This window comes from Nitrosopumilus oxyclinae (assembly GCF_013407165.1).
Lineage (GTDB): Archaea > Thermoproteota > Nitrososphaeria > Nitrososphaerales > Nitrosopumilaceae > Nitrosopumilus > Nitrosopumilus oxyclinae.
The window spans coordinates 1090612-1113593 of the sequence record NZ_CP026994.1 but is presented as its reverse complement, the minus strand read 5'-3'; the positions used below and the strand labels follow the sequence as shown (position 1 = coordinate 1113593).

The 22982-nt window shown below is 34.2% G+C and carries 29 protein-coding genes and 1 tRNA gene; 14 read left to right on the top strand and 16 right to left on the bottom strand.

Going from position 1 to position 22982, the window contains the following annotated elements; all coding sequences use genetic code 11:
- Window positions 1–28: 28 nt before the first annotated feature.
- Window positions 29–598 carry an NADPH-dependent FMN reductase gene (locus tag C5F49_RS06675; protein WP_179362225.1) on the top strand — a complete coding sequence of 190 codons (570 nt, stop codon included), beginning with the start codon at window positions 29–31 and terminating at the stop codon, window positions 596–598.
- On the opposite strand, the gene C5F49_RS06670 is transcribed toward C5F49_RS06675, so the two are convergent.
- Both C5F49_RS06670 and C5F49_RS09735 read right to left on the bottom strand, forming a co-directional pair.
- A complete protein-coding gene (locus tag C5F49_RS06670; RefSeq protein ID WP_179362224.1) occupies window positions 599–1021 on the bottom strand; it encodes a hypothetical protein in 423 nt (140 codons plus the stop codon).
- Window positions 1022–1087: 66 nt separating this feature from the next.
- Window positions 1088–1219: a hypothetical protein gene (locus C5F49_RS09735; protein WP_281361107.1), complete on the bottom strand. Its 132-nt coding sequence runs from the start codon at window positions 1217–1219 to the stop codon at window positions 1088–1090.
- Window positions 1220–1360: 141 nt separating this feature from the next.
- Here C5F49_RS09735 and C5F49_RS06665 point away from each other — a divergent pair, with 141 nt between their 5' ends.
- Both C5F49_RS06665 and C5F49_RS06660 read left to right on the top strand, forming a co-directional pair.
- Complete coding sequence (locus tag C5F49_RS06665) at window positions 1361–1975, top strand: hypothetical protein (RefSeq protein ID WP_179362223.1); 615 nt, start codon at window positions 1361–1363, stop codon at window positions 1973–1975.
- Window positions 1972–3087, top strand: coding sequence for a hypothetical protein (locus tag C5F49_RS06660; protein ID WP_179362222.1), 1116 nt, complete (start codon window positions 1972–1974; stop codon window positions 3085–3087). The genes C5F49_RS06665 and C5F49_RS06660 overlap by 4 nt, the downstream gene beginning before the upstream one ends.
- 9 nt (window positions 3088–3096) lie before the next feature.
- Here the strand turns inward: C5F49_RS06660 and C5F49_RS06655 are convergent, their stop codons facing one another.
- The 3 genes from C5F49_RS06655 to C5F49_RS06645 form a co-directional block, all read right to left on the bottom strand.
- Window positions 3097–5571, bottom strand: coding sequence for a coiled-coil domain-containing protein (locus C5F49_RS06655; RefSeq protein WP_179362221.1), 2475 nt, complete (start codon window positions 5569–5571; stop codon window positions 3097–3099).
- Between the two features lie 116 nt (window positions 5572–5687).
- Window positions 5688–6503: a hypothetical protein gene (locus C5F49_RS06650; protein WP_179362220.1), complete on the bottom strand. Its 816-nt coding sequence runs from the start codon at window positions 6501–6503 to the stop codon at window positions 5688–5690.
- 4 nt (window positions 6504–6507) lie between these two features.
- Complete coding sequence (locus C5F49_RS06645) at window positions 6508–7263, bottom strand: hypothetical protein (RefSeq protein ID WP_179362219.1); 756 nt, start codon at window positions 7261–7263, stop codon at window positions 6508–6510.
- Between the two features lie 387 nt (window positions 7264–7650).
- Here C5F49_RS06645 and C5F49_RS06640 point away from each other — a divergent pair, with 387 nt between their 5' ends.
- From C5F49_RS06640 to C5F49_RS06620, 6 genes are all read left to right on the top strand, one after another.
- Window positions 7651–8499: a TrmB family transcriptional regulator gene (locus tag C5F49_RS06640; protein ID WP_179362218.1), complete on the top strand. Its 849-nt coding sequence runs from the start codon at window positions 7651–7653 to the stop codon at window positions 8497–8499.
- Window positions 8496–8672, top strand: coding sequence for a hypothetical protein (locus C5F49_RS06635; RefSeq protein WP_179361847.1), 177 nt, complete (start codon window positions 8496–8498; stop codon window positions 8670–8672). The genes C5F49_RS06640 and C5F49_RS06635 overlap by 4 nt, the downstream gene beginning before the upstream one ends.
- Before the next feature lie 137 nt (window positions 8673–8809).
- Entirely contained in the window at window positions 8810–8986 is a 177-nt protein-coding gene (locus C5F49_RS06630) for a hypothetical protein (RefSeq protein ID WP_179362217.1), read from the top strand.
- A gap of 217 nt (window positions 8987–9203) precedes the next feature.
- Complete coding sequence (locus tag C5F49_RS09730) at window positions 9204–9338, top strand: hypothetical protein (protein ID WP_281361106.1); 135 nt, start codon at window positions 9204–9206, stop codon at window positions 9336–9338.
- Window positions 9339–9438: 100 nt separating this feature from the next.
- A complete protein-coding gene (locus tag C5F49_RS06625) occupies window positions 9439–9591 on the top strand; it encodes a hypothetical protein (protein WP_179362216.1) in 153 nt (50 codons plus the stop codon).
- 349 nt (window positions 9592–9940) lie between these two features.
- Window positions 9941–10621: a zinc-ribbon domain-containing protein gene (locus tag C5F49_RS06620; protein WP_179362215.1), complete on the top strand. Its 681-nt coding sequence runs from the start codon at window positions 9941–9943 to the stop codon at window positions 10619–10621.
- Window positions 10622–10627: 6 nt separating this feature from the next.
- Here C5F49_RS06620 and C5F49_RS06615 read toward each other — a convergent pair.
- A tRNA-Val gene (locus C5F49_RS06615) sits at window positions 10628–10726 on the bottom strand.
- Between the two features lie 94 nt (window positions 10727–10820).
- Between C5F49_RS06615 and C5F49_RS06610 the strand changes: the two genes are divergently transcribed.
- Window positions 10821–11069 carry a hypothetical protein gene (locus C5F49_RS06610; RefSeq protein ID WP_179362214.1) on the top strand — a complete coding sequence of 83 codons (249 nt, stop codon included), beginning with the start codon at window positions 10821–10823 and terminating at the stop codon, window positions 11067–11069.
- A 15-nt stretch (window positions 11070–11084) separates the two neighbouring features.
- On the opposite strand, the gene C5F49_RS06605 is transcribed toward C5F49_RS06610, so the two are convergent.
- The 6 genes from C5F49_RS06605 to ileS all read right to left on the bottom strand — a co-directional run bounded on the left by C5F49_RS06605 (window position 11085) and on the right by ileS (window position 17622).
- Window positions 11085–11252 carry a 50S ribosomal protein L40e gene (locus tag C5F49_RS06605; protein WP_179362213.1) on the bottom strand — a complete coding sequence of 56 codons (168 nt, stop codon included), beginning with the start codon at window positions 11250–11252 and terminating at the stop codon, window positions 11085–11087.
- Between the two features lie 30 nt (window positions 11253–11282).
- Window positions 11283–12200 (bottom strand): succinate--CoA ligase subunit alpha, encoded by a 918-nt coding sequence (locus tag C5F49_RS06600; RefSeq protein WP_179362212.1) that lies wholly within the window; start codon window positions 12198–12200, stop codon window positions 11283–11285.
- Window positions 12197–13303, bottom strand: coding sequence for a succinate--CoA ligase subunit beta (locus C5F49_RS06595; RefSeq protein WP_179362211.1), 1107 nt, complete (start codon window positions 13301–13303; stop codon window positions 12197–12199). Before C5F49_RS06595 ends, C5F49_RS06600 begins: the two co-directional genes overlap by 4 nt.
- Window positions 13304–13343: 40 nt before the next feature.
- The gene (locus C5F49_RS06590) at window positions 13344–13673 is read right to left on the bottom strand and encodes a hypothetical protein (RefSeq protein ID WP_179362210.1); all 330 of its coding nucleotides are present in this window, start codon (window positions 13671–13673) and stop codon (window positions 13344–13346) included.
- A 114-nt stretch (window positions 13674–13787) separates the two neighbouring features.
- A complete protein-coding gene (dps, locus tag C5F49_RS06585; protein ID WP_179362209.1) occupies window positions 13788–14372 on the bottom strand; it encodes a DNA protection during starvation protein in 585 nt (194 codons plus the stop codon).
- A 52-nt stretch (window positions 14373–14424) separates the two neighbouring features.
- The gene (gene ileS / locus C5F49_RS06580) at window positions 14425–17622 is read right to left on the bottom strand and encodes an isoleucine--tRNA ligase (RefSeq protein WP_179362208.1); all 3198 of its coding nucleotides are present in this window, start codon (window positions 17620–17622) and stop codon (window positions 14425–14427) included.
- Between the two features lie 86 nt (window positions 17623–17708).
- Here ileS and purD point away from each other — a divergent pair, with 86 nt between their 5' ends.
- Window positions 17709–18971 (top strand): phosphoribosylamine--glycine ligase, encoded by a 1263-nt coding sequence (gene purD, locus C5F49_RS06575; RefSeq protein WP_179362207.1) that lies wholly within the window; start codon window positions 17709–17711, stop codon window positions 18969–18971.
- On the opposite strand, the gene C5F49_RS06570 is transcribed toward purD, so the two are convergent.
- Window positions 18962–19525 (bottom strand): 5-formyltetrahydrofolate cyclo-ligase, encoded by a 564-nt coding sequence (locus C5F49_RS06570; RefSeq protein ID WP_179362206.1) that lies wholly within the window; start codon window positions 19523–19525, stop codon window positions 18962–18964. The genes purD and C5F49_RS06570 overlap by 10 nt on opposite strands.
- Window positions 19518–20378, bottom strand: a complete 861-nt coding sequence (locus tag C5F49_RS06565) for a bifunctional 5,10-methylenetetrahydrofolate dehydrogenase/5,10-methenyltetrahydrofolate cyclohydrolase (protein ID WP_179362205.1) — start codon at window positions 20376–20378, stop codon at window positions 19518–19520. The genes C5F49_RS06570 and C5F49_RS06565 overlap by 8 nt, the downstream gene beginning before the upstream one ends.
- A gap of 93 nt (window positions 20379–20471) precedes the next feature.
- Between C5F49_RS06565 and C5F49_RS06560 the strand changes: the two genes are divergently transcribed.
- The gene (locus C5F49_RS06560; RefSeq protein ID WP_179363631.1) at window positions 20472–20756 is read left to right on the top strand and encodes an antibiotic biosynthesis monooxygenase family protein; all 285 of its coding nucleotides are present in this window, start codon (window positions 20472–20474) and stop codon (window positions 20754–20756) included.
- Window positions 20757–20758: 2 nt separating this feature from the next.
- Window positions 20759–21079, top strand: a complete 321-nt coding sequence (locus C5F49_RS06555) for a cupin domain-containing protein (RefSeq protein WP_179362204.1) — start codon at window positions 20759–20761, stop codon at window positions 21077–21079.
- Here C5F49_RS06555 and purN read toward each other — a convergent pair.
- Window positions 21076–21693, bottom strand: a complete 618-nt coding sequence (gene purN / locus C5F49_RS06550) for a phosphoribosylglycinamide formyltransferase (RefSeq protein WP_179362203.1) — start codon at window positions 21691–21693, stop codon at window positions 21076–21078. The genes C5F49_RS06555 and purN overlap by 4 nt on opposite strands.
- Window positions 21694–21769: 76 nt before the next feature.
- Here purN and C5F49_RS06545 point away from each other — a divergent pair, with 76 nt between their 5' ends.
- Complete coding sequence (locus tag C5F49_RS06545; RefSeq protein ID WP_179362202.1) at window positions 21770–22732, top strand: MBL fold metallo-hydrolase; 963 nt, start codon at window positions 21770–21772, stop codon at window positions 22730–22732.
- Here C5F49_RS06545 and C5F49_RS06540 read toward each other — a convergent pair.
- Window positions 22725–22961, bottom strand: a complete 237-nt coding sequence (locus C5F49_RS06540) for a hypothetical protein (RefSeq protein WP_179362201.1) — start codon at window positions 22959–22961, stop codon at window positions 22725–22727. The genes C5F49_RS06545 and C5F49_RS06540 overlap by 8 nt on opposite strands.
- Between the last annotated feature and the right edge of the window lie 21 nt (window positions 22962–22982).

Below are 22982 nucleotides of genomic sequence, written 5' to 3'. Positions count from 1 at the left end.
TTTTATCTTGTTTCATTGTGGATTACCCATGGCAAAAATTGTAATCATTGTAGGTTCTGTTAGATCTGAACGACATGGAATTAAAGTAGCCAAATGGGTTGTATCAAAATTAAAAGAGAAAGGTCATGATGTTTCACTTGTGGATCCTCTAGAGTTGGATTTGCCAATACTTGACAAGATGTACAAGGAGATGGAATCTCCTCCTGAAAAATTACAAAATTTGCAAAAAATCCTCAAAGAAGCAGATGGGTATGTTCCAATCACACCAGAGTACAATCATAGTGTTTCATCAGCATTAAAAAATACATTAGATTATTTTCTTGAAGAGTATTTTTTCAAACCTTCTGCAATTATTTCATATTCTGTGGGTGCATTTGGGGGCATTACGGCTGGAAACCATCTCCGTCAAATATTGGCAGAGATGGGAACTCTGGCAATTTCTTCACAACTTCCAATTTCTAAAGTTCATGAGGTATTTGATGCTGATGGAAAATTATTGGATGAAAATTATGATAGACGATTTTCTAGATTCTTAAAAGAATTTGAATGGTACATGTCTGCACTATCTAAACAAAGAGAATCTGGAATGCCTTATTGATTAAACTAAATCATTGGAATTTGGGATTACTTTGTAAATTTTTACAATATAATCTCCATTGAAGATATTTACAAATTCTCCTGAATTGGAATCTAGACTTCTAACTCTGAATTTGTATTCATAAGAGCCATCACCTTTAGTGTCTACTTGTGCAAAGTGCACTGGATCTTCTCCCTTGTAGAATTGAATGATTACTGGGTATCTTTCAGCAACATCTGATGCATCCCCTCTAACTGTTCCCCATGGTAGTTTGTTATCTTCAGGAACATTCATCGTTGTAATTGTTTTTTCCAAGCTAATCTCCTCATTAATTGGAGTAACTGTAATTTGGTTTGATTCTGCAGAACTGCTTGCTGGAATCATCATGACTCCTAATACTGTTAGAATTGTTCCAATTAGCAAAATACTTGATTTTGAACTCATACCATCCTCATTTGTTCAAAGTTGCTTAAAAAATTTATTACTAATTTGTACTGGGTTTGTTCTTGATTATGGTAATTCGTCTTCCAAGTCACAGCAAGCTTTGTGAACCCATTGATCTTTAGAATTCTTTAGAATCTCTTTTCCGGCCTTTATGACGTCGCCACATTCAACACATTTTCCGGTAAATTTGGCTTTCATGGATTTGATATGATTTTGACCCCTTTAAACTAGGCTGATTATGTTATATTTGAAAAATCGACCAAAAAATACCAAGATTTTATCAAAAATAATATGTCTATTCCCTTTAGAGTTAGATGTTAGGAGATATGGTGATTATAGTTGCTCAGTGAAGAAGATCTTTTTGCACGTATTTTGAAAATAAAACAACTCAAAGAAAATTGCTTCAAATATCTTGAAGAAAGTTCAAATCAATTATTGACTCAAAAAATCCTTTTTGCAATTTCTGAATTAACTGCTGAGGAGATGGGTCCGGTAAAACTCGCTCAAATTGCTCAAAAGACTACTGGTGAGAATGACAAGTTAAAACAAGATCTAGTTAGATTAACAATTGAAAAGTCTCTTCTAAAATGTGGATTAGTTGAGAAACTCAAATATGCATCAAATGATGTTCGATACATTTTGACTGCATATAGATTCCAAAAAATTAAGGAAATTGATAGTTTCAGAGGGGAGAGTTCTCAGCCAATTGGTGATGTGTATGAATTGCCAAAAAATACGTGGCCTCTATCTGATGAATTTTATTTATTATTAGCAAAAAAATATGGATATGAACAATCTTTGAATAAACTTCATTCAGACTATGACTCTGATGTTATTCCTCGTGGAAAATATGAGACATTAAACAGCGATTACAAAAAATCTCTTGATCAAATTAATGAAAAATTAGATTCAAAATATTCTGGCCTTGAAGCATTGGTGGTATCTGAATCATGAAGTTGATAATTTTTGGTTTAGTTTTTTTTGGACTTTTCTCTATTGGTATGTCTGGAGATGATTTTGTATATGCCCAATTCTCAAACACTAATACTCTAAAGGTGAGTTTTGAAAATAATCTTCTTCCATCATATGAAGTGCCATTGGTTTCTGGGCAGACATTTACTTTATCTCAGAATCATTCATGGGTTCAAGATGAGACTAGTCGATTCAATCTGGTATCGTACACTCTAGATGGTGAAACTGTAAAGATCTCAAGAACTGCTAGGGGTGACTTCACACTATCTATCCCCACTGATTCTTCTCACAGTGTTGTGTTTTCAGCAGTTCCTCAATATGCTCTAAGTGTAGAGGGGACAAATGATTACTCTTTTCTTCCATCATCTCCAACTAGTGATAATTGGTTTGATTCTGGAACTTCAGTCTCTGTAAATGTGCAAAAGACTAGTGAAATTGAACCAAACAAGGTTCGACAAGAGATAACTGGTTGGTCATTGGACAAGGCAGAGTTTTGGGAAATTGAGGATGATGGTTCTACATCATTTACTACTCCACCGATAGTGTTGAATGAGTATCATCAGGTAGATTTCTTTACAGAATATCAGTACAAGCTTAATGTAATTTCTGATTCTGGTGAAACCACTGGAAGCGGTTGGTATGAACAGGGAGTTACTGTTCCTATTGGTATTGATGCTGGTGGAGATGGATTGGTGTTAAATTCATTATCTGAATGGGAGGGTGCTGATGTGACATATGATGGAAATACTGCTCAAGTGTTCATTGATGGTCCAGTTACAGTTTCTGCAAAAGTTGAGAAAAACTATTCGCTTGTAATTGGGATGATTGTAATTCCAATATTGATTATTGGTTTTGTTGGATTTAGAAAATTCAAGAATAGAGTTCCTGTAGTTGTTGAGGAGAAACCTGTAGAGCGAATTGTAGAAAAAGTTATTGAGCGAGTAGATGCTCCTGAGAAAAAATATGAAGATGGGTATGATAAGAAACTCTCAGAATATCTATCTGAGCAAATTAAATTAAAAATTGATGAGATGCACTCATCTCAGATTATTTCTGATTCAAAATATTCCAAAATCTCTAAACAAAATGAATAGTTATTAATTTTATCCCGAACCTACTACAAGTCTGAATGTGTCTTCTATCCACAATCCTCCTGTATCTGTTGCTCTAATTGTAATATCTGCCGTTCCATCTCTTCCATTTTTGACATCTACAGTTACTAATGTAGTGCCCGGAACACTGGTGATTGCATCAATTGTATCTGAATCCCCTGAAATGATTGCACTTGTTCCAGTGTATGTTAATTGAATGTCAGTATCCTCTGCATCAGCAAAATATTGACCAATATCTAGAATTACATAATCTACATTCTTTGCTGTACTGTCATCTGGTATTGAAAGAGATACTGTTGGCTGAGTATTTCCAGCAGCAGAAACTGTTACATCAAATGAATCTTCTACAAATAACAAATCTGTATCTGTTGCTCTGACTGTGATGATTCCTGTTCCTTCACCCGCAGCAGTGTCATCATAATCAATAGTCAAAACATCATTAACATCAATAGAAATTGAAGTGAATGTGCCGGTGAATGTATTTAATGAAATGCTATAAGTCATTTCATCATCGGCATCCTCTACATCGTCAAATACATTTCTAAGATCAATTACAGAATCTGGTCTTGGAGAAGTTAAAGTTACATCTGAAATTGGATTTTCTACTGTTGGAGTACCAGCTATTATTGCCGTAATTACTCTGATAACATCTGATAATCCTCCTACCTTAGCAGTAATAGTATAAACCCCCACTACGTCAGGTGTAAATGAATATGGTTGTGCCTCATTCTTGATATTTCCTAAACTTGAACCGATTGGAATGTCTACATCTATTTTGATTTTATCTGAATCATCTTTACCGTTCTTTATTGCAGTGAAATCTTGAACTGTGTATTGTACTCCTACTGTTGCTGAGATATTAATTGCATCACCATCTGTGATTCCATCATTGGCCTTCTTTGCAAGGCCTGGTGGTCCACCATTAGCTGCAGCATCTGCAATTCTATCTAATTTTGCTTGTTTTGCCTTGTCCTTCTTGACTTTAGCCTTTGAGTCTTTGTACATTTTATCGTAATTTTCTTCAAATGAATCTTCTTCCAACTCATCTACTGCATCTTCAAAATAATCATCTGGAGAATACACTAGATCTGCAGAAACATCGTACACGTCAGGAATAATTGATGCAATATCTACAGAATCTAAAGATTCAGTTGGATTTTCTACATCCGTATTACTTGGATTTTCTACATCAGTACTTGGTGATTCTGATTCATCATTATTTTTATCTAGTAATTTAGCTAAACCTGGTGGCACCTTTCCGAATTTAGAAATCTTTAGCTCCTTCTCAGCTTCCTTGTTTTCCTCTTTCAATAATTTCTCAGCTTCCTTGTTTTCCTCTTTTAGCTCCTTCTCAGCTTCCTTGTTTTCCTCTTTCAATAATTTCTCAGCTTCCTTGTTTTCCTCTTTTAGCTCCTTTGCTGCCTCTGGATCTGTCTCTTTTAGCTCCTTCTCAGCTTCCTTGTTTTCCTCTTTTAGCTCCTTCTCAGCTTCCTTGTTATCTTCTTTTAGCTCCTTCTCAGCTTCCTTGTTATCTTCTTTTAGCTCCTTCTCAGCTTCCTTGTTATCTTCTTTTAGCTCCTTCTCAGCTTCCTTGTTATCTTCTTTTAGCTCCTTCTCAGCTTCCTTGTTTTCATTTTTGAATTCCTTTGCAAGATTGCTATTGTCATCTGTTTTTTCTAAAATCTCATCAATTTCACCTGTGTTCAGAACATCTAGGGTATCTTGTAATTCATTTAGTGTATCTTGGCTTAAGCCTAGTTCTTCTCCGTTTGCTAACATTTGATTTATTGTGCTGATACTATTTGTCACAAATTGCTCAATTCGTTCATCTTGATTTTCCTCTACTGCTACATTGATCTGATTATAAACTTCATTTTTCATCTCATTTGCTATTGATAATTTTTCATTTGCACCTGAAATATCACCATTAGCTAATCCCTCTTTTGCTAAATTGATAGATTCCTCATATTCCTCTAAATTAACATCTAAATTATTTGATTCAATTAATTGTCTTAAATTTTCTACCTCCTCATCAGTGTCTGTAATTTTTTCCTGAATCTCAAAAATATTGGCTGATGTTGGCTGATTAATAATCTGAGAACTAAACTCGTCTATACCTGAACTCTCTCCAAATGATTCTGATTCAATTATTTCTCCAATTACTGATGCTGAATCCTCAAACAATGTCATGGCAATTAATGCATGCTCTTCTGCTGCATCAAAATCACCTGCGTTCAGAGCATCAATTGCCTTTTGATATTCCTCTTGTCCTAAATCATAAAATGTCTGCGCTGAAGAAGGGATCTCTCCAGTGTCATCAAAAGAGTCTAAGAGATTACTTCTTGTCAAATCAAGCACCATTTTGATTGGTGAACTAGTTTCTGATTCAGTTGATTGGGCAAAAGCTGAAGGTACACTAACTGTTAATACGAAAAGTGCAATTAGGCCGAAGAGGCTTATTTTCAACACTGATCTTGCGTCATAACTGAACTTAACTGAGTAGTTCGATCCATCCAGTCGTCCGGTTCGCATTATGTTATTAACATAATACCGTATTACAAATGGAAAAATTAAATTCATGTTCATTTGAACCATCCCCATAACCAGTCAAACCATTCTACTGATTCTTCCTTGAAATCTAAAATTCGCACCAAACCTTTCTCATGAGGATCTATTCTGATCCAAGAGTGGGTTGAATTTTGATGAAATTGACTAAACTCTACTTTATCTCCATTCAGTAATACGTCATTTGGATTTTCCAAAACTGTTGTAGGAATAATTGTCAAAACAATTGCCTTGTCTCTGATGATGAATTGAATTTCATCTGAATTTGCTGAAAATTCTTCTATCTTGGCCGCAGTGATTGCTTCAATTTTATATTCTGAACCATCAACATTAACAAAAAACTCCTTTGATGTGACTGGCTTGATTGAATAACTCAGAGAAATATCTCCTGGGGGTAAGACGTATTCTTTTTCTGAAATTTCAATTGGAATTATATTTAATGAAACTAGTTTTGATAATTGGGGTAGGCTGACTCTGGATTCTAATTCACTGCTGTATTTTAGCCTAAAAACTCCTGATTCATAGGTTAGAATATCTGCATTATATTTGAGATCAACTACTGAGGCGCCTAATGTGGCTATTTTCAAAAGATCTTGGTCCTGTGTAGTGCCTAAAAGAATATCTTTTTCATCAATTGCCAAAAGATTTGAAATTTTTTCTGAAACTATTGGTACGTCAATTGATGAAACAAATGTTTTGGGAAATAGTGTTTGAGAAATTTTGGCTTTTCCTTCTGAATTAACGATTATTGATATCTGCTCATTTCCTAGTTGGGATAATCCTGCTGAAATCCCAATAATTATAAGCAAAAACACAATGATTTGTAATTTCATTGAATTACCTTCTAGGTGTTGGTGGTCCACCTACTCCGGAAATATCAATCCATTTACCATCAACAAACTTTTGTAGTTTGTTAGTCATACTGTTGTAGAATAATTCTCCTTCTGTACCGTTGGTTGCAGGTTTACTGAAATATCCTTTCTCAGTTGTTATTTCAAATGGATTGGATATTGTTTCTATAATCTCTAATGTTTGCTCTAATCTGTCAAGATCGCTTTGTAAGATCTCCACCTCTAAGGAAAATGACACACATTCAAATTTTGTTACCTCTCTGATCTCGACAGTTCCGTCATCCTCTGTAAAGAAAATCTTTCCTTTTGAATCCACACCATGAACAAAATATTCAGTTACATCACAATTTGAATATTTTAATGTCTCAATTACCTCTCCATCACCTGAGAAAATATCGATTGCGATGTTCATTCCTTTGTTTTTAAGTAGTGTATTTTTTGATTCTAGTGATTTTTGAATTAAAGCGTAAAATGGTTTTTTATCTTTACTAGGAACTGATTCTAGTAAAAAATTTGCTTCTCCATCAACAAAACCAATTCTTGAGAATGAATCATATGCATTCTCAAAATTTGTTCCATCTGGGTTTATTCGTACTAGAATTGTCTTTGCAACATTGTCACGATCGAGTGTTACACCTGCATAAGCTTCTTCCCATATGTCAAAATTGGAATAAACAGTAGATAATGTAAATAATATTGCAATTGAGGCAATTGTGATAACGCCTATCTGGCTATTTTTCAATAAGGTAATTGATGGATTTTCCTTTATAAGCAATAGTATGTAATTCCACTATTGGGACTCAAAATAGGACAGGTTCGCATGGTTCGAACCATATTTCGTGCCTAATCGAAAACCTTGATTATATTCATTGTAACCACTACAATCTTTGTAGAACAATGAACCAAACAACACAAAACCAAACATTTGACTCAAATCACACTTTTTTAGATTCTAGATTGGAGTCACTTTTCAATATGACAAATGATGTCATGATGAAAATTAAAACACAATCTATGGAGATGTCCCAATGACATACCAATTCCTAGCAGATTCATCCATTGATAATCTCCTAAAAATGACAAACGTTGTCATAATGAAAATTAAAACACAATCACAGGAGAATTTCTAATGAATTCTCAAAATCAAATCAGTCTGTTTGATAATGAATCAGACACTGCAATGTACAAGCATAAACTAACTCTTGAGAAAATTAGAGATGAATTAATCAATTTTGGCCTCACAAAAAGCCAGGCAAAGGTGTTCATTTATCTTGGAAAGTATGGATCGAAGACTGCTTCTGAGATAGCAAAAGCACTACAATTGCCTCGAACTGAGACCTATCATCTGGTCAACTCCCTTCAGAGTATGGGATTGGTTGTTGCAGAACTGGCACATCCAACAAAATACACGGCAATGGATATGAAAGAAGCAGTTTCTACATTGGTCAAACAAGAACAGGATAGAATTGACACCCTGGCAAACAAGGAAGAATCTCTTTCAGAGATGTGGAAAGAAATCCCATTCTTTGCAGTAGAGACAGATGAATCAAAATCTGAAAAAATGCAATTGCTACATGGAACAGGCCCTATCATGAACAAAATCAAGGAAATGGTAAATTCTAGCAATGAGGATTTCAGAATCTATGGCAGTGTTTCAGATTTACTAAGAATGTATCATGCAGATGTGTTTGATTGGGTAGAAGAAGCACCAACTAATCTCAAAATGGTCGTCACTCCTCTAAACCAAACCCCTGAATTCCTATCTGAGATGAATTCAGCACAAATTAGAGCAATGCCTGCAAATTCTGAAAACAAGTGTTTCATTGTGAATGACAAAAAAGAGGTCCTCATCTTTATGCGCAATGCAACACATCCTACAAGACAGGTCTTTGCATGGTGGTCTGATTCTGAAACTCTCGTAGATATGATGAGTTCATTGTTTGAACTGTCTTGGGAAAAAGGAGAGGCGCTATATTGACTAGTCAGGTTTTAGCACTTGAGAGCCTTCAAAATGAGGTTTCATTTATGGCTAAACAGTCTATAGATGATGGTCGTCAACATCTCAATGATCTTGAAGTTAAACATTTGATAAAAATGACCGGTGATGTAGTTATGAAAATTAAAAATCAGACAAAGGAGTTTTACTATTGAACTTTTTACAACAATTCTACTTACTACTTACTGGACAAGTAGAGCAATTATCTACGGAGATGTCTACTTGAATATGGTCCGTAAATTCTACTTACTACTTACTGGACAAGTAGAACAACTATCAAAGGAGATTGACGATGAATCAATGCGAAGATAGACACGAACCAAAATACAAAATTATTTACAAACCTACAATTGGACAGATTTACTGCCATGAATGGCTTGTATGTGAGCAATGCTATGAAACTAAATTTCACTTTGGTTCAGAAGATATGATTAAATCTATAGTTCCACTCTCTAAAATCTCGGCATGATTCAAAATATTTTAAAGTCCAGTAATGGCAAATCTATCTTATTTCATCTCAAAATATTAGATGAGACCTCAGAACTGATTACTGATCTCTCTGAATATCCTTGTTAAAGTTTCAAAATACTCTCAAACCAGTGAGGTTCGATGCCATCGATACTTAATTCATGCCTAATCGAAATCCTTGGTTATATTCATTGTAACTAATAGTGTATTGAAGAAAAATGAATACAACACAAAAAACAGTGATGTTTGATTCCAGTTCAGAATGTTTTCTTGATGCTGACATGGCAAATCTCTTACAAATGACAAATGAAGTCCTAATGAAGATTAAACTACACGTAATGGAGTCATCCTAATGACTTTACAATATGTCCAAGATCCTCAAATGGAGGCTTTGCTCAAAATGACTAACACTGTCATTTCAAAGATAAAGCTTCAAACTCAGGAGATATCCTTATGAAAATCTGTGAAATCTGTTTAGATTCATTTGATGTAGGTCACAAAGGATGTTGTTCGATTAACTGCTATCTCAAAGTACTACAATCCAGATTGGATGACTGTTTTAGAAATGATGTTAGTCACACACAACTATTGGCACAAATATCTTAAAACCCACTTATTTCTTAAAACTTGAAATAATATCTAAGAGTCTTTTTTTTTCATCAATATATTTATCGTAATTTTTAACATAATCTTTAATCGCAATTGCAATCAAATTTGTATCTAGATTTTCCTTGTTTTTTAAAATTGTCTGCAGTAGGATTTCTTTTGATGATTCAACCTCTAATTTTGTCTGAGAGACATTCACATGGTTTGTTTGTTTTCTAGATTTTAATAATTACTATTATTTCACACTGGATTGGGATTATTCGTTTTAGACATTTTCACCCTTATTTCTGTCTAAAATCCTCTTTCTTTTTCAATTAGTTTTTAATGATATGCCATTTACGGGGAACGTATGGATTCCAGAGATGTTGTAGATGACGTCAATGCTTTATTGAAATTGGATGTTGGTGACCCTTATAGATTAGAGCACATTAAACAGACTTTCATTCAAAATAAAAAAATCTGGATTACTGATGAGAATTATCTGAAAAATTTACGAGAAAAATATCTTGTTAAACATACTTCTGATGCACAAACTGATGAGATTGTTTTTGAAAATGAACCTGAAAATAAAGATACAATTCATTGTTGGAAATGTGGAAAACAAGGTCCATTGGGTGCTAACTTTTGCATGATTTGTGGGGCTTCAATTTTTGAAGTAGGTGCAAACCCTCAACTTATTCCTGAATCAAAATCTTTTGGCAGTTTCTCAAAATCAATTCCATTAAAGATTCCAATTATTGTGGGAATTCCTGTTTTGATATTGATAATACTTGGTGCTGGTTATTCTCAAGGGTATTTTGATAATACATTTGATTCATCATCTGATACAATTTCTAACCCTGTGATTGAGGATGAAGATATTTTCTATGGTGAATTTGATTCCAAATGTGGCCCTGGTACTGTTCTTGATCCTGATACAAATGCATGTAGAGTTGGTGTTGTAAAAACATCTGATTCAACTGAGTTTGATTCCAAATGTGGCCCTGGAACTATCTTTGATTCTAAATCCAATTCATGTATTTTGGGATAAATGAAATGGTGGACCGAATGGGATTTGAACCCACGACCTTTGCGGGAAAGTAATTTCCTTACGCAGTGTGAGTGCGTCATCCAAACCAAACTAGACGACCGGTCCAACTAAATTGCTCAATTAGGAGTTTTTTTGTCTTTGCTATGTGATTATGTTACAATTACCTTGACCTTTTTTACTATTTTTAAAAATAATTTTCATGTCTTTACAAGAGTTTGATGCATTAATTGACCGGATGAAATTGGCCTTTGAATATGCTGATAACTTAGGACAATATGTAGAGGCTGCTAGAGTTTTGTATCAAATGAATGATCAACTCCCTGAGGATTTACAGTTGACATTTGAAGAATTGGAAGATCCTGAGGCAGCTAAATCCTTTGTTAAACAATACAATAGTGAATTAAAATCTGTAATTGTAGACTATCGACAAAGATTAATGATTTCTTAATTCTATTTCTTAATTCTATTTCTTAACCCCGAGATTCCTATTCTTTAATCTCAAGTATGGATTTCTACATTTTCTACATCGTGTAGCACCTATATCGTTTCTAGCTCCACATTTGAAGCAAATTCTCATTACAAGACGTGCTTGTTGTGCAATTCGTTTCTTTTCTGGATCTGTAATAGGCATTAATTTTCTCCTTTATCTCTCTCTTTTATTCTAATCGGATTTTTCCATCTTTCCTGCTAGTAATACTGGTACTTCTGCAGGTCTTTTTGCAACAGGGATGTTTGCTTTGTTAAACATTGATACTTTAGATTCTGCTGATCCATAATTTCCCATTACAATTGCTCCTGCATGACCCATTCTCTTTTCTTTAGGTGCTGCTCTTCCTGCAATGTATGCTACTGTTGGTTTGTTAAATCCACAATCGATAATTCTTTGAGCTAACATCTCTTCAGAGTCTCCTCCAATTTCTCCAACTATTACCAATCCTTCCATATCTGGAATGTCTTTTACCATTTCAAATGCATCAATTAATCTTGTTCCGTTAACTGGGTCACCGCCAATTCCAATTGTAATTGATTGACCAAATCCTGAATTTGTAAGAGCATCTGAAATTTCATATAGTAATGTTCCACTTTTTGATAATACTGCAATTTTTCCTGCCTTAAATGGCATTGGTGGCATGATTCCTATCTTGATTAGTTCTGGAATCATTATTCCCGGTGTGTTTGGTCCAATTATTGTTGCGCCCTTTTTGTTTGCTAAATCTAATGCCTCCATTGTATCTCTAATTGGAACGTGTTCTGGAATTGCAACTAGTAATTTGATTCCAGCATTTAATGCATCTTTAGCTGCTGAAAGGAAGGATTTTGCTGGAACAAAGATGATTGAAATTTTTGCATCAGTTGCATCTACTGCTTCCTGCATTGTATTGTAAATTGGTACACTCTCATTCCATGTTTGTCCTCCTTTACCTGGTGTAACTCCTGCTGTAATGTTGGTTCCATACTCTAACATTTTTCCTGCATGTAGTGAACCATATGATCCTGTAATTCCTTGAACTATGACTTCTTTATTTTCATAATCTGGGTCTCCTGGTTTTCCTTTTAGTAATTCAAAGATGTCTGTCATTTCTTTATCCCCATCACTGCTGCATTAATTGCCTCTTCTACTGTATCAAATATGTTGGTTCTAGAACCTTGTAACATTTCTTTTGCTTTATCTGATTCTGTTCCCTTTAGTCTTGAAAATACTGGCAAATCAATTAGATTATTTTCATATGCTTTGAGAAATGCTTCGGCAACAACAGTAGTTTTTACAATTCCTCCATAGAGATTTACGAGAATTCCTTTGACTTTTGGCAATTGACTGATTAATGTTAATGCTTCATACACTGATTCTGTTGTTGCACCGCCACCGACATCAAGAAAACATGCAGGCTTTCCACCGTTATCTGATAACATATCTAATGTTGACATTACAAGTCCTGCACCATTTCCAACTACTGCAATATCTCCATCAAGTTCTACTAGAGAAAATCCACTTTTTTCAGCTTGTTCTTCTATTGCTGTTTTTTCTTGGTATTTTTGTAATTCTGGGTGTCTGAAATTACTATTGTCATCTGTTACAAATTTTCCATCTAGTGCCATGATTGAATCATCCTGCATTATTGCTAATGGATTAATCTCGACAAGTTCTGCCTCTTTTTCAATTGTTAATTTTGATAATTTTTTTAAAGTATCCACAAATTGTTCTGCTGTGATTCCTTCTAGCCCCATTTCCTTTGCAACTTGTTTTGCTAATTCATCTGAGACATCTCCTAATCCAACCTCTTTGATAATTTGATTTTTAACTGATTCAATTTCTACACCACCTTCAGCTGATGCAATAATGGTGTAACATCTTTTTGAACGATTCAAAAATATTGAAAGGTACAATTCTTTTTTAATATCTGCCATCTTTTCAAGTAAAATTGCTCTTGCTTTCTCTCCTTTAATCGTCAAGTCCATGACTTGAGGATATTTTAGCTCAAATTCATCATCGTTTTGACATTTTTGAATTCCGCCTGCTTTTCCTCTGCCTCCAACAGGCACTTGAATTTTAATTACAAATGGATATCCTAATTCTTTTGCATGTTTACGACCATCTTCTATGCTAGTTGATGAGATGCTCTCAAGTAAGTTAATTCCATATTCTCGAAATAATTCCTTGGCCTGAAATTCAAGTAATTGCATGCAGAAATTATGAAATTTACGGTCTTTATTAACTATGATACTATTTTAGTTGTTCATCTAGAAAATCAATCATTTCTAAAAAGCGATCTTTACTTTTTCGTAATAATTCTTGAGGGTACTCTTCTATGGTAAATACAAATTGTTGATGAAAGCTTGGAACTAGAATTCCTCCTGATGTGACCATCTGTTCAATCACATATCCTTTGGTAAGTGTACATACAATTTCTTCATAAGATTCTTCTTCTTCTTCAAGAGTTTGTCTGTACAGAACAATTGGTCTGTTTGTTTTTGCAACAATACTTGAGCCTTTTTCTAACAGATCTGATAGCTGCTGAATTTGCCATGCATCAAGGCTAATCTGTTTAACCATATTATCAATAAGGGATTTTTCTATTTAACCGTGATAAAACAACACCTCTTCACTATTTGTCGTGTATAAAGTCACTTTAATTTTGAATTTAAAATAAAGAAAATGATTTGGCACTTAGGCCATATCTAATGCTCTAGAATGTTTTCTTGTATGTGGTCTTTCACCTGCATACTTTCTTCGCATGTGTCCTGATGGTCTACCATAGATTAGTTCTAGGAACCAAGACTCATGTTCTATCTCTTCAGCCAAAATATCTTTTGCAATATCGTATGTGACAGGATCTTTTCCAAATGTCATCTGGCAAACTTTGTTCCAGTTGACAATTGCTCCTTGTTCTGCTTTGAGACATTTTTCTAGAATCGCTTTATGATCTGTTGGATTTGCTGGAAGTTGTAAGAATTCACATCCAGAAATTTTGATAAATTCTGTTGCGTCATTTGGAAGAGTTCCACCTAGTTGGTAGATTCTCTCAAGGCATGATTCAAAGTGACTAAGATCTTCTAATCTTGCATCTTCGATAATTCCTTTCAATCCTTCCCCTTCTATACCTGTGCAATGTGCTCTGAGATTGGTAAAGTAATAGTATGCAGTAAATTCTACTGCAGCATTTTTGATTAATTCCTTTAACAATTCATCAACATCTAGGCCATTTTGTTTTAGAACGTTAATTCCAACAACATTTGGGGTTGATTCTGACATTTGCTTATGGGATTTCTAAATGTAATAAAAATATTGCATTCATTTTCAAATTCTATTCTACAGAAATTTTGATTTTTTGACCATCAATGTCGTCTTCTTTGTATTCCTTACAAGATTCTGTAAAGTTAACTTGTTTTACTCTGACCAAAAATGCTAGTTCTTCAGCTTTTTCTTTCATCATTTCAAGGGATTCTTCATCTAATTCTAAAATAGATGCAACTTCTAAAACATCAGTTGGGGTATATCCTCTCTCTTTTCTAAGTGTTTGGAGTCTTCTTGCAATATCTTTTACCAATCCTTTTGCCATCATCTCTTTGTTTCTTAATGTTGAAATAATTACAGTATAGTTGTCTCTTTTTGCAGCGGCATAATTTTCACTTGCATCAAAATCTATTATGAAGTCTTCATTATATAGCGAAATAATCTCTCCATCAATATCAAAATCATATTTTGAATTTTTCTCTAATGATGAAATTATTTCATCTGGATTGGTTTCATTAAATGTAGATACAAGTTTTCCCATGTGTTGTTTTGCTTTTGGTCCAATTCGTTTTCTTTCTAATTCTACTACTCCTTTGACAGGTAATCCTAATTGTTTTAATTCCAGAATTTGTTCTATTCCTGATTCTTTTTCTGTTTCAGTAATTGTAAATTTCTCGACATTTAGTTGAGATTGTAATAATTCAGATAATGATTCAAGTTTATTTTTCTGACCTTTCTTTACACAAATCTGTGCTTCGTTTAATGGCCATCGTCTTTTCAGTTTTCCTTTCATTCTGGCAGCTGAAGAAATTGATACGATATCCTTCATGATGTCAAATGATTCTTCGATTTTTTCATTTACTAGATCTTCTTGGTATGTTGGCCATTTGTCAAGTAGAATACTTTGTTTTCCTGGAAATATTGATTGATAGAGATGTTCGCTTGTAAATGGACAAAATGGATGAATCAGAATATCTAATGTTTTTAGAACTTCACTTAGGACTGCATAGATTGCCAATCTTCTGTTTTTCTTTTCATCGTCTTCATCCCATAGTTCTCCTCTAGTTATTGGAATGTAGATTTGACTGAGGTTGTTGATGATAAAATCATCAATTGCCTTTGCGCCTTCGTGAAATTTACATGATTCATTTTTCTCAGTAAGAATTTGAATCAGTTTTTGAAGTTTTGATAGTAACCATATATCTGGAGATGTCAGCAAGTCATTTTGCTTTGCCCATTTAATTGAGTTTGAATTATTAAAATTATCATATTGACTATTTTGCTGAAAATACAGGTGTAAATTGAATAGCGTGTTGATTACCTGATATGGCCTTGACATTAATTCATCTGTGCTAAAACTTAGGGGCTCAATTGGACTTGCTTTCCACATAAAATAGAATCTAATCAGGTCTACTGGATATTTTTCAAGCAATTCTGCTCCCTCTAGGACATTGCCTTTACTTTTACTCATTTTTCCTCCGTTCTCATCTAACACATGTCCTTGAAACAAAAATGATTTGTAAGGTGGAGTTGCAGCATTGTTTAAAATTACATTTTCAATTAGTAACGTGTATGCCCAACCTCTAGTTTGATCAATTCCTTCTGTGAAAAATGGAGCCGGAATTTCATTTGCATATTCTTCATCTGTTAGCGAGGAATAAGGTGCAGAGCCACTGTTATGCCAAGTATCTAAAACATATTCTTCTCTTTTTGTATTGACTCCATTACATTTTTTACATTTTACTGTAATGTTGTCAATCCATGGTCTGTGTAATTCAAAGTCAGGGCCGTCTGGCAATTTATCTGCAGCATCTACAATGTCTTTTCTAGTAAAGAACCAATTTTTCTCACCGCAATCTTCACAATTCCAAACTGGTAGAGGACAGCCCCAAATCCTTTCTCGAGAAATACACCAAGGATGTCTCTCTTTGATAATTCCAAGAAATCTGTTTTTTGGCTGCTCAAAAAAATACTCTACACTTTCTGCTGCATCAATTGCTTTGTTATCTAATCTATCTAATTTGTAAAACCACCCTTTTCTTGCAAGCCACACAATTGGATGGTGTGATCTCCAGCATAGTGGGTACTTGTGTTTGATTTTACCAATTTTTACAAGGGCATTGCACTCTTTTAGATCCTCGACTATGGGTCTGTCTGCATCTCTAACAAACATTCCTTGATATTTTCCTGCTTTTTCAGTGAATTTTACCTCGTCATTAATGGGGCTGAAAATTTTGACTTTGCGTTTATTTGCAATTTTAATATCTTCTTCACCGTTTGCAGGTGATAGATGTACAAGACCACTCCCTGTGCTGGCATCTACAAATGTCTCTGAAACTGCCACATGATAATTATCTGATTTTGAAATTTCATTTAATTCTGGAATTAAATCCAATAATGGATGAATGTATTTTTTTCCTTCAAATTCTGAGCCTTTTACAGTTTTTTCAATTTTATATTCTTCAATTTTTACTTCTGCCATGAACTCTTCTAGTCTTGTTTTTCCAATTACCCAAGTTTCGTTTTCCACTTTGACATATGCATAGTCTTCTTTAGGTTGTAATCCTACCATGGCATCAGTAACAAGAGTAAATGGCATTGTAGTCCATACTATCAAAAATGCATCTTCATCCACTAGCTTGACTTTGTAGTATAGTGAAGGGTCTTTGACTTCTTCATACCCTTGGTTGACTTCTGCATGACTGAGTGACGTTTGACAACTTGGACAGTATGCAATTACAGTAAAGTCTTCTTCTAAAATTTTATTTTCATATGCTTTTTTGAGAACTTGCCATTCTCTTTCAATAAATTCATCTCTAAATGTCCAATATGCTTTTTCATGATTAAATGACATTCCAAGTTGTGTATCAACTTCAACCCATGTTTTGTTGAATTTTTCTACAGTTTTTTTACATTCAGAAACAATTCTTTCAATTCCAAATTCTTTGATGGCTTCACTTTTTCCACCTGTAACTCCTAATTCTTTTTCCACCTGTAATTCTACAGGGAGTCCTTGGGTATCCCATCCACCATTAAATTCAATTTTTTTTCCTTGTAATGTGTTGAATCGATACCACAAATCCTTGATTACTCTGCCTCTGAGATGTCCTGCATGTGGAATTCCATTCATAGTGGGTGGGCCCTCAATAAATCGAATTTTTTCAGGTTTATCTGATGCAAAAATCAGTTTTTCCAAGTCAATGGATTTGATATATTTTCTAACTTCTGATTCTATTGCTTTAGCATCAAATTTTGAAGAAAGTTCCATCTAAATTTTAGAATGTTTGTGGCATTATAAAGCTAAATTGATTTGTTGAGACTTGGATTATATAATTGAGAAAAAGATAATTTTTGTTGGTAAATGTCTTAGTGATTGGTTCTGGTGGAAGAGAACATGCATTATCATGGAAGTTGTCTCAAAGTAGTAAAGTTGAAACTGTTTTTACTGCTCCTGGAAATGGCGGGACTGAAAATAATGTTCCAATAAGTGTGGATGATTTAGATGGATTAGCAGATTTTGCTCAAAAAAATAATTGTTTTACTGTAGTTGGACCTGAAGATCCTCTAGCTGCTGGAATTGTAGATAAATTTAACAAATTAGGTCTCAGAGTTTTTGGACCATCACGCCAAGCGGCTCAACTTGAATCAAGTAAGATTTGGGCAAAAGACTTTATGAAAAGAAATGAAATCCCGACTGCTCGTTTTGAAATATTTGATGATGCTCAAAAAGCTCAAGAATATGTGAAATCCCTTGACTACAATGTAGTTGTAAAGGCAGATGGTTTGGCTGCAGGAAAGGGTGTAATTGTTTGTAATAGTAATGATGAGGCAATTTCTGCAATTCAAACAATTTTGGTAAATAAGACATTTGGTGATGCTGGAAATAGGATTATCATTGAGGAGAGAATTGATGGAATTGAAGCCTCCTACATTGCTCTTTCTGATGGGGATATTGCTATTCCTATGGCTTCCAGCCAAGATCATAAGAGAATTTTTGATAATGATGAAGGCCCAAACACTGGAGGAATGGGTGCATATTCTCCAACTCCAATAATTGATGATAATTTAGCAAAAATAATTCAAGAAGAAGTTATTGAAAAAACTATCCATGCAATGAAAAAAGAGGGAATTGTTTTCAAGGGATTTTTGTATGCCGGAATTATGATTCAGGATGGTAAACCATATGTTTTAGAATACAACGTTCGAATGGGTGATCCTGAATGCCAGCCAATTACTATGAGGATGGATTTTGATTTGTATGATTATTTTGTAGCAAGTGTTGATGGCACATTGTCTTCTTTACCTCCTGCCACTTGGAAATCACAATCTGCTGTGTGTGTTGTTTTGGCATCAAAGGGATATCCTGAGGCATATTCAAAAGATGATGAGATCACTGGCTTTGATTCTGTTCCGGAGGGTGCAATTGTTTTCCATGCTGGTACCAAAAAGTCTGGCGAAAAGATTCTCTCAAACGGTGGACGTGTATTGGGAGTAACTGCATTAGGTGATACATTACAATCGGCAATCACAAACGCATATGCTGCAACTGACAAAATTATTTGGTCTCAGAAATTTCATCGAAAAGATATTGGTCAAAAAGGTCTTTCTTATCTTTGAGTCTGTATCATTTGATCTTCTGTTACAATCCAATCCATCAATACATCATGATCTGATTTTGGAATTTTTTTGATAATTTGTTTTTCCAAGGTAAGAGAAATTGTTGTAGTTTTATTTTCTGCCAAAAATTTATCATAGAACCCATAGCCATAACCTAATCTGACTCCGCTATGATCAATTCCTACAGTTGGCACTAAAATAACGTCTAGATTGTTGTTCACTGGGCAATCATCTTTTGGTTCCATAATATCAAAACTGCCATGTTCTAGGCTTGAAAAATCTACAATTTTTCTAAATTCCATGGTTTTCCCAGTAACTTTAGGCAGGAAAACCTCTTTTCCTTGACTGATTAGTTCTTGGATGATATCCTGAGTAAAAATCTCACTTCCTATTGGGTAGTATACTCCAATTCTCTGAGCATTTTTGAAAGCATACATTTTTCTTAATTTTTTCTGAATATTCCCACTTGCAATTTTTAATAGATCAAACGATGTGTTGTCTCTTGTTTCCAAAAGCCTATTTCGTAATGATTCTTTTTCTGGGTTTTTATCCAATTTGACTACTCAGTGATGCTGCTGTAATTGTATTTTTCAATAGCATTGCAACTGTCATGGGACCAACTCCTCCTGGAACTGGCGTGGCAAATGATGCTTTTTGAATTATTTTTTCATAATCTGAATCTCCCACTAATTTTTCTTGAAATCTTGAAATTGCAACATCAATTACAATTGCTCCTTCTTTGATCATATCTGGGGTTAGTGTGAATTTGTTTCTGTCTCCTACTGCAGTGATGATAATGTCTGCATTTTGACATAGTTCTGATAAATTTTTAGTTTTAGAGTGACATGTCAATACAGTGGCATTTTTTTCTAATAACAAATGATACAGTGGTTTTCCTACGAGGTTACTTCGATTAATTAACACGACATTTTTTCCTTCTAGGTCTATTCCATGATAATCAAACATCTCCATTATTCCTGATGGTGTACATGCAACTAATGCTGCTTTACTCATGGCAAGTAAACCTGCATTATGTGGAGTTAAACCATCTACATCTTTTAGTGGAGATATTCTTGATGTAGTTGCAAATTCATCTAGTTGATTTGGTAGAGGAAGTTGAACTAAAATACCATGAACTGATTTGTCTGCATTTAATTCATCAATAATTTTGGTTAATTCTGATTGAGTTATGTTGGCATCAAGTTTGTGATCTTTTGTGGAAATTCCTACTGCTTCACATGCTATGTGTTTATTTCTAACATATGTTGCAGAAGCTGGATTATCTCCAACCAATACTGTGGCTAAACAAGGCGAAATCCCTTGATTTTTCAGCACCTCAGCTGCTTTTTTGACTCTTTCCTTGACTGATTGGGCAATAATCTTACCATCAATTCTAATGCCTGCCATGAACTGCTTTTTGATTTGTAGATATTTAATCCTTGGAATTCTAAGATGAAAATCTCAGAAAAGAAATTAAATGGTTATTTCACTAGTCATAACATGTTTGTAATGATTGCCGATATTCAACTCAAGGAAGGGGTTGAGGACGATTTTAAAAATTGGTTTGCTGAATCAAACAAAGTACTATGTAATTTTCCAGGATTTATCTCTAGAAAATTCTTGAAATCCTCTGATGGAACTTATAGAATCCTTGTTGAACATGAAAGCAAAGAAACTTTTATCAAAATGCACCAAAGCCCTGAACATGAAAAAGTTCATCCTACTGGACATTCATTCATGAGTGCTGATCCTCAGAGAAAAACATACGAAGTAGCTGCTGAATAAAATTGAAGCTAGAATATGATTTAGATATATATCTAGAAAAAATAAAAAACAATAATTCTTATTTTCATACTTTTATCAATAAGGACAGTTTAGCCGCAGGAGTTTTGGTACTCAAACCTGGAGAGGAGGACACTCAAACACCACATGACAGTGATGAGGTATACTATATCATTTCAGGTAACGGATTTTTAAAAATTAAAGATAAGGATTACAAAGTTTCTCAAGATAAATTATTTTTTGTAGCAAAAAATGTGGAGCATTGCTTTCATGGAAATACAAAGGAACTCAAAGTTTTGTATTTTTTTGGAGGTCCTGATTCTTAACTAATTATTGTTCTTCTACCTGAAACTTTGATTTTTTTTCTAGCAAATAGATTGACTGCTTCAGGATAAATTCGGTGTTCTTCTTTTAAGATTCTTTTTGATAATGATTCTTCTGTATCTTTTTCATTAATTTTGACTACTGCTTGAATAATTACAGGACCTGTATCCATTCCTGAATCTACAAAATGAACTGAACATCCTGATACTTTAGCTCCGTATTCTAATGCCTGTTTTTGTGAATCTAATCCTGGAAATGCTGGAAGTAAAGCTGGATGAATGTTGATGATTCTGTTTTTGTACTTTTTTACAAATTCTGGGCTTATAATTCTCATAAATCCTGCAAGACATACAAGGCCATTTTTTGGTGTGACTCCATGTTTTGTGAGGATTGAAATAATTTCTTTATCGTACTCTGCTCTGGTTCCTTTGAATCCTTTACTTTCAACTACTTCGATTTTAACTCCTAATTTTTCTGCAATTTTTAGACCTTTAGCATCATGTTTGTTAGAAATTACAATTGCTGGATTGATTGGAATCTTTTTTTTCTTAATTGCCTTTAGGATTGATTCCATGTTACTCCCACGACCTGAGATTAGAATTCCTAGATTTAGCAACTAGTCAATAGTAGATCAAACCTGCAATTTATATCAAATCCAACTTACTTGATTTTCATTGCCTAGTAAAGTCAGGATGACAAAAAATGGAATCCTGTGTGAGGTTGATGATAAACGAGTTTTGTTGGATCCAAAAAACAGTGATGTTAATGGGATAAATTTTGTATCGCACGCACACTCTGATCATCTTCCATCGAAAAACGGTGGAACTATTCTATCATCTATTGAGACTAGTGAAATAGCCAACCTTCGAGGGTTTAAGATGGAAAATCATGTTGAATTTCTTGATGATTTTTCTCTAATTGACAGTGGGCATATTTTGGGTGCAAAAGGATTACTTTTCGATGATATTTTCTATACTGGAGATGTTTGTACAAGAGATCGTGGATTTCTCAAGGGTGCCAAAATTCCAAAGTGTAAAACTCTGATCACTGAATGTACATTTGGTTTACCTGAATTTATTTTTCCAAAACTTGAAGATATTCTAAAACAAGTCAATGAATTAATTTCTGAACTTTATGGGAAAGGGGTTCCTGTAATTTTGATGGGTTACCAATTAGGTAAGGCCCAAACTATAACACAGTTTTTTGGTCATTGGGGTCCGTTATACCTACATGACTCTGTTAAAGACATGAATGCATTACATCAAAAATTTGGGGTATCACTCAATGATGGAATTGGACATACTGAGGCTGAGAAAAATGGTTTACTTGACAAAAAACCTTGGGTTATGATTGCACCAATGATGTCTAGTAAAAATAAATTTGTTCAAGATATGAAATCAAAATACGGTGCAGTAACAATTGGATTTAGTGGATGGGCACAATCAATGAAGTACTCTTTTGGGAGGAGAACTGATTATTCGTTTCCAATGAGTGATCACTGTGATTACACTGAATTGATTGACATGGTTGTACAATCTGGAGCTGAACAAGTTTACACAATACATGGATTTGTAGATGAGTTTGCAGAAGACTTGAGGAAAAGAGGGATTAGTGCACAGCCATTACTTGAAAATTCATTAGATGATTTTACTTAGTAAATTCATTACATCCACAATTATCTACAAGACATGTTTCTGCATTTCTAACATGGTCGTGAGAAAAGTGTTTACATTCTTCATTTTTACAAATTCTTCGTATAGCTTCTTTCTGAACCACAGATTGAGCAATTTTATTTGCTTTGTCTTTTGAAAATCCTTTTTTATCGATATAGAAATGAACTACTCTATTATACAGCATTTCTGGATTGAATTGTTTTTCTAGCAATACTGTCTCTTCCTATTCCCT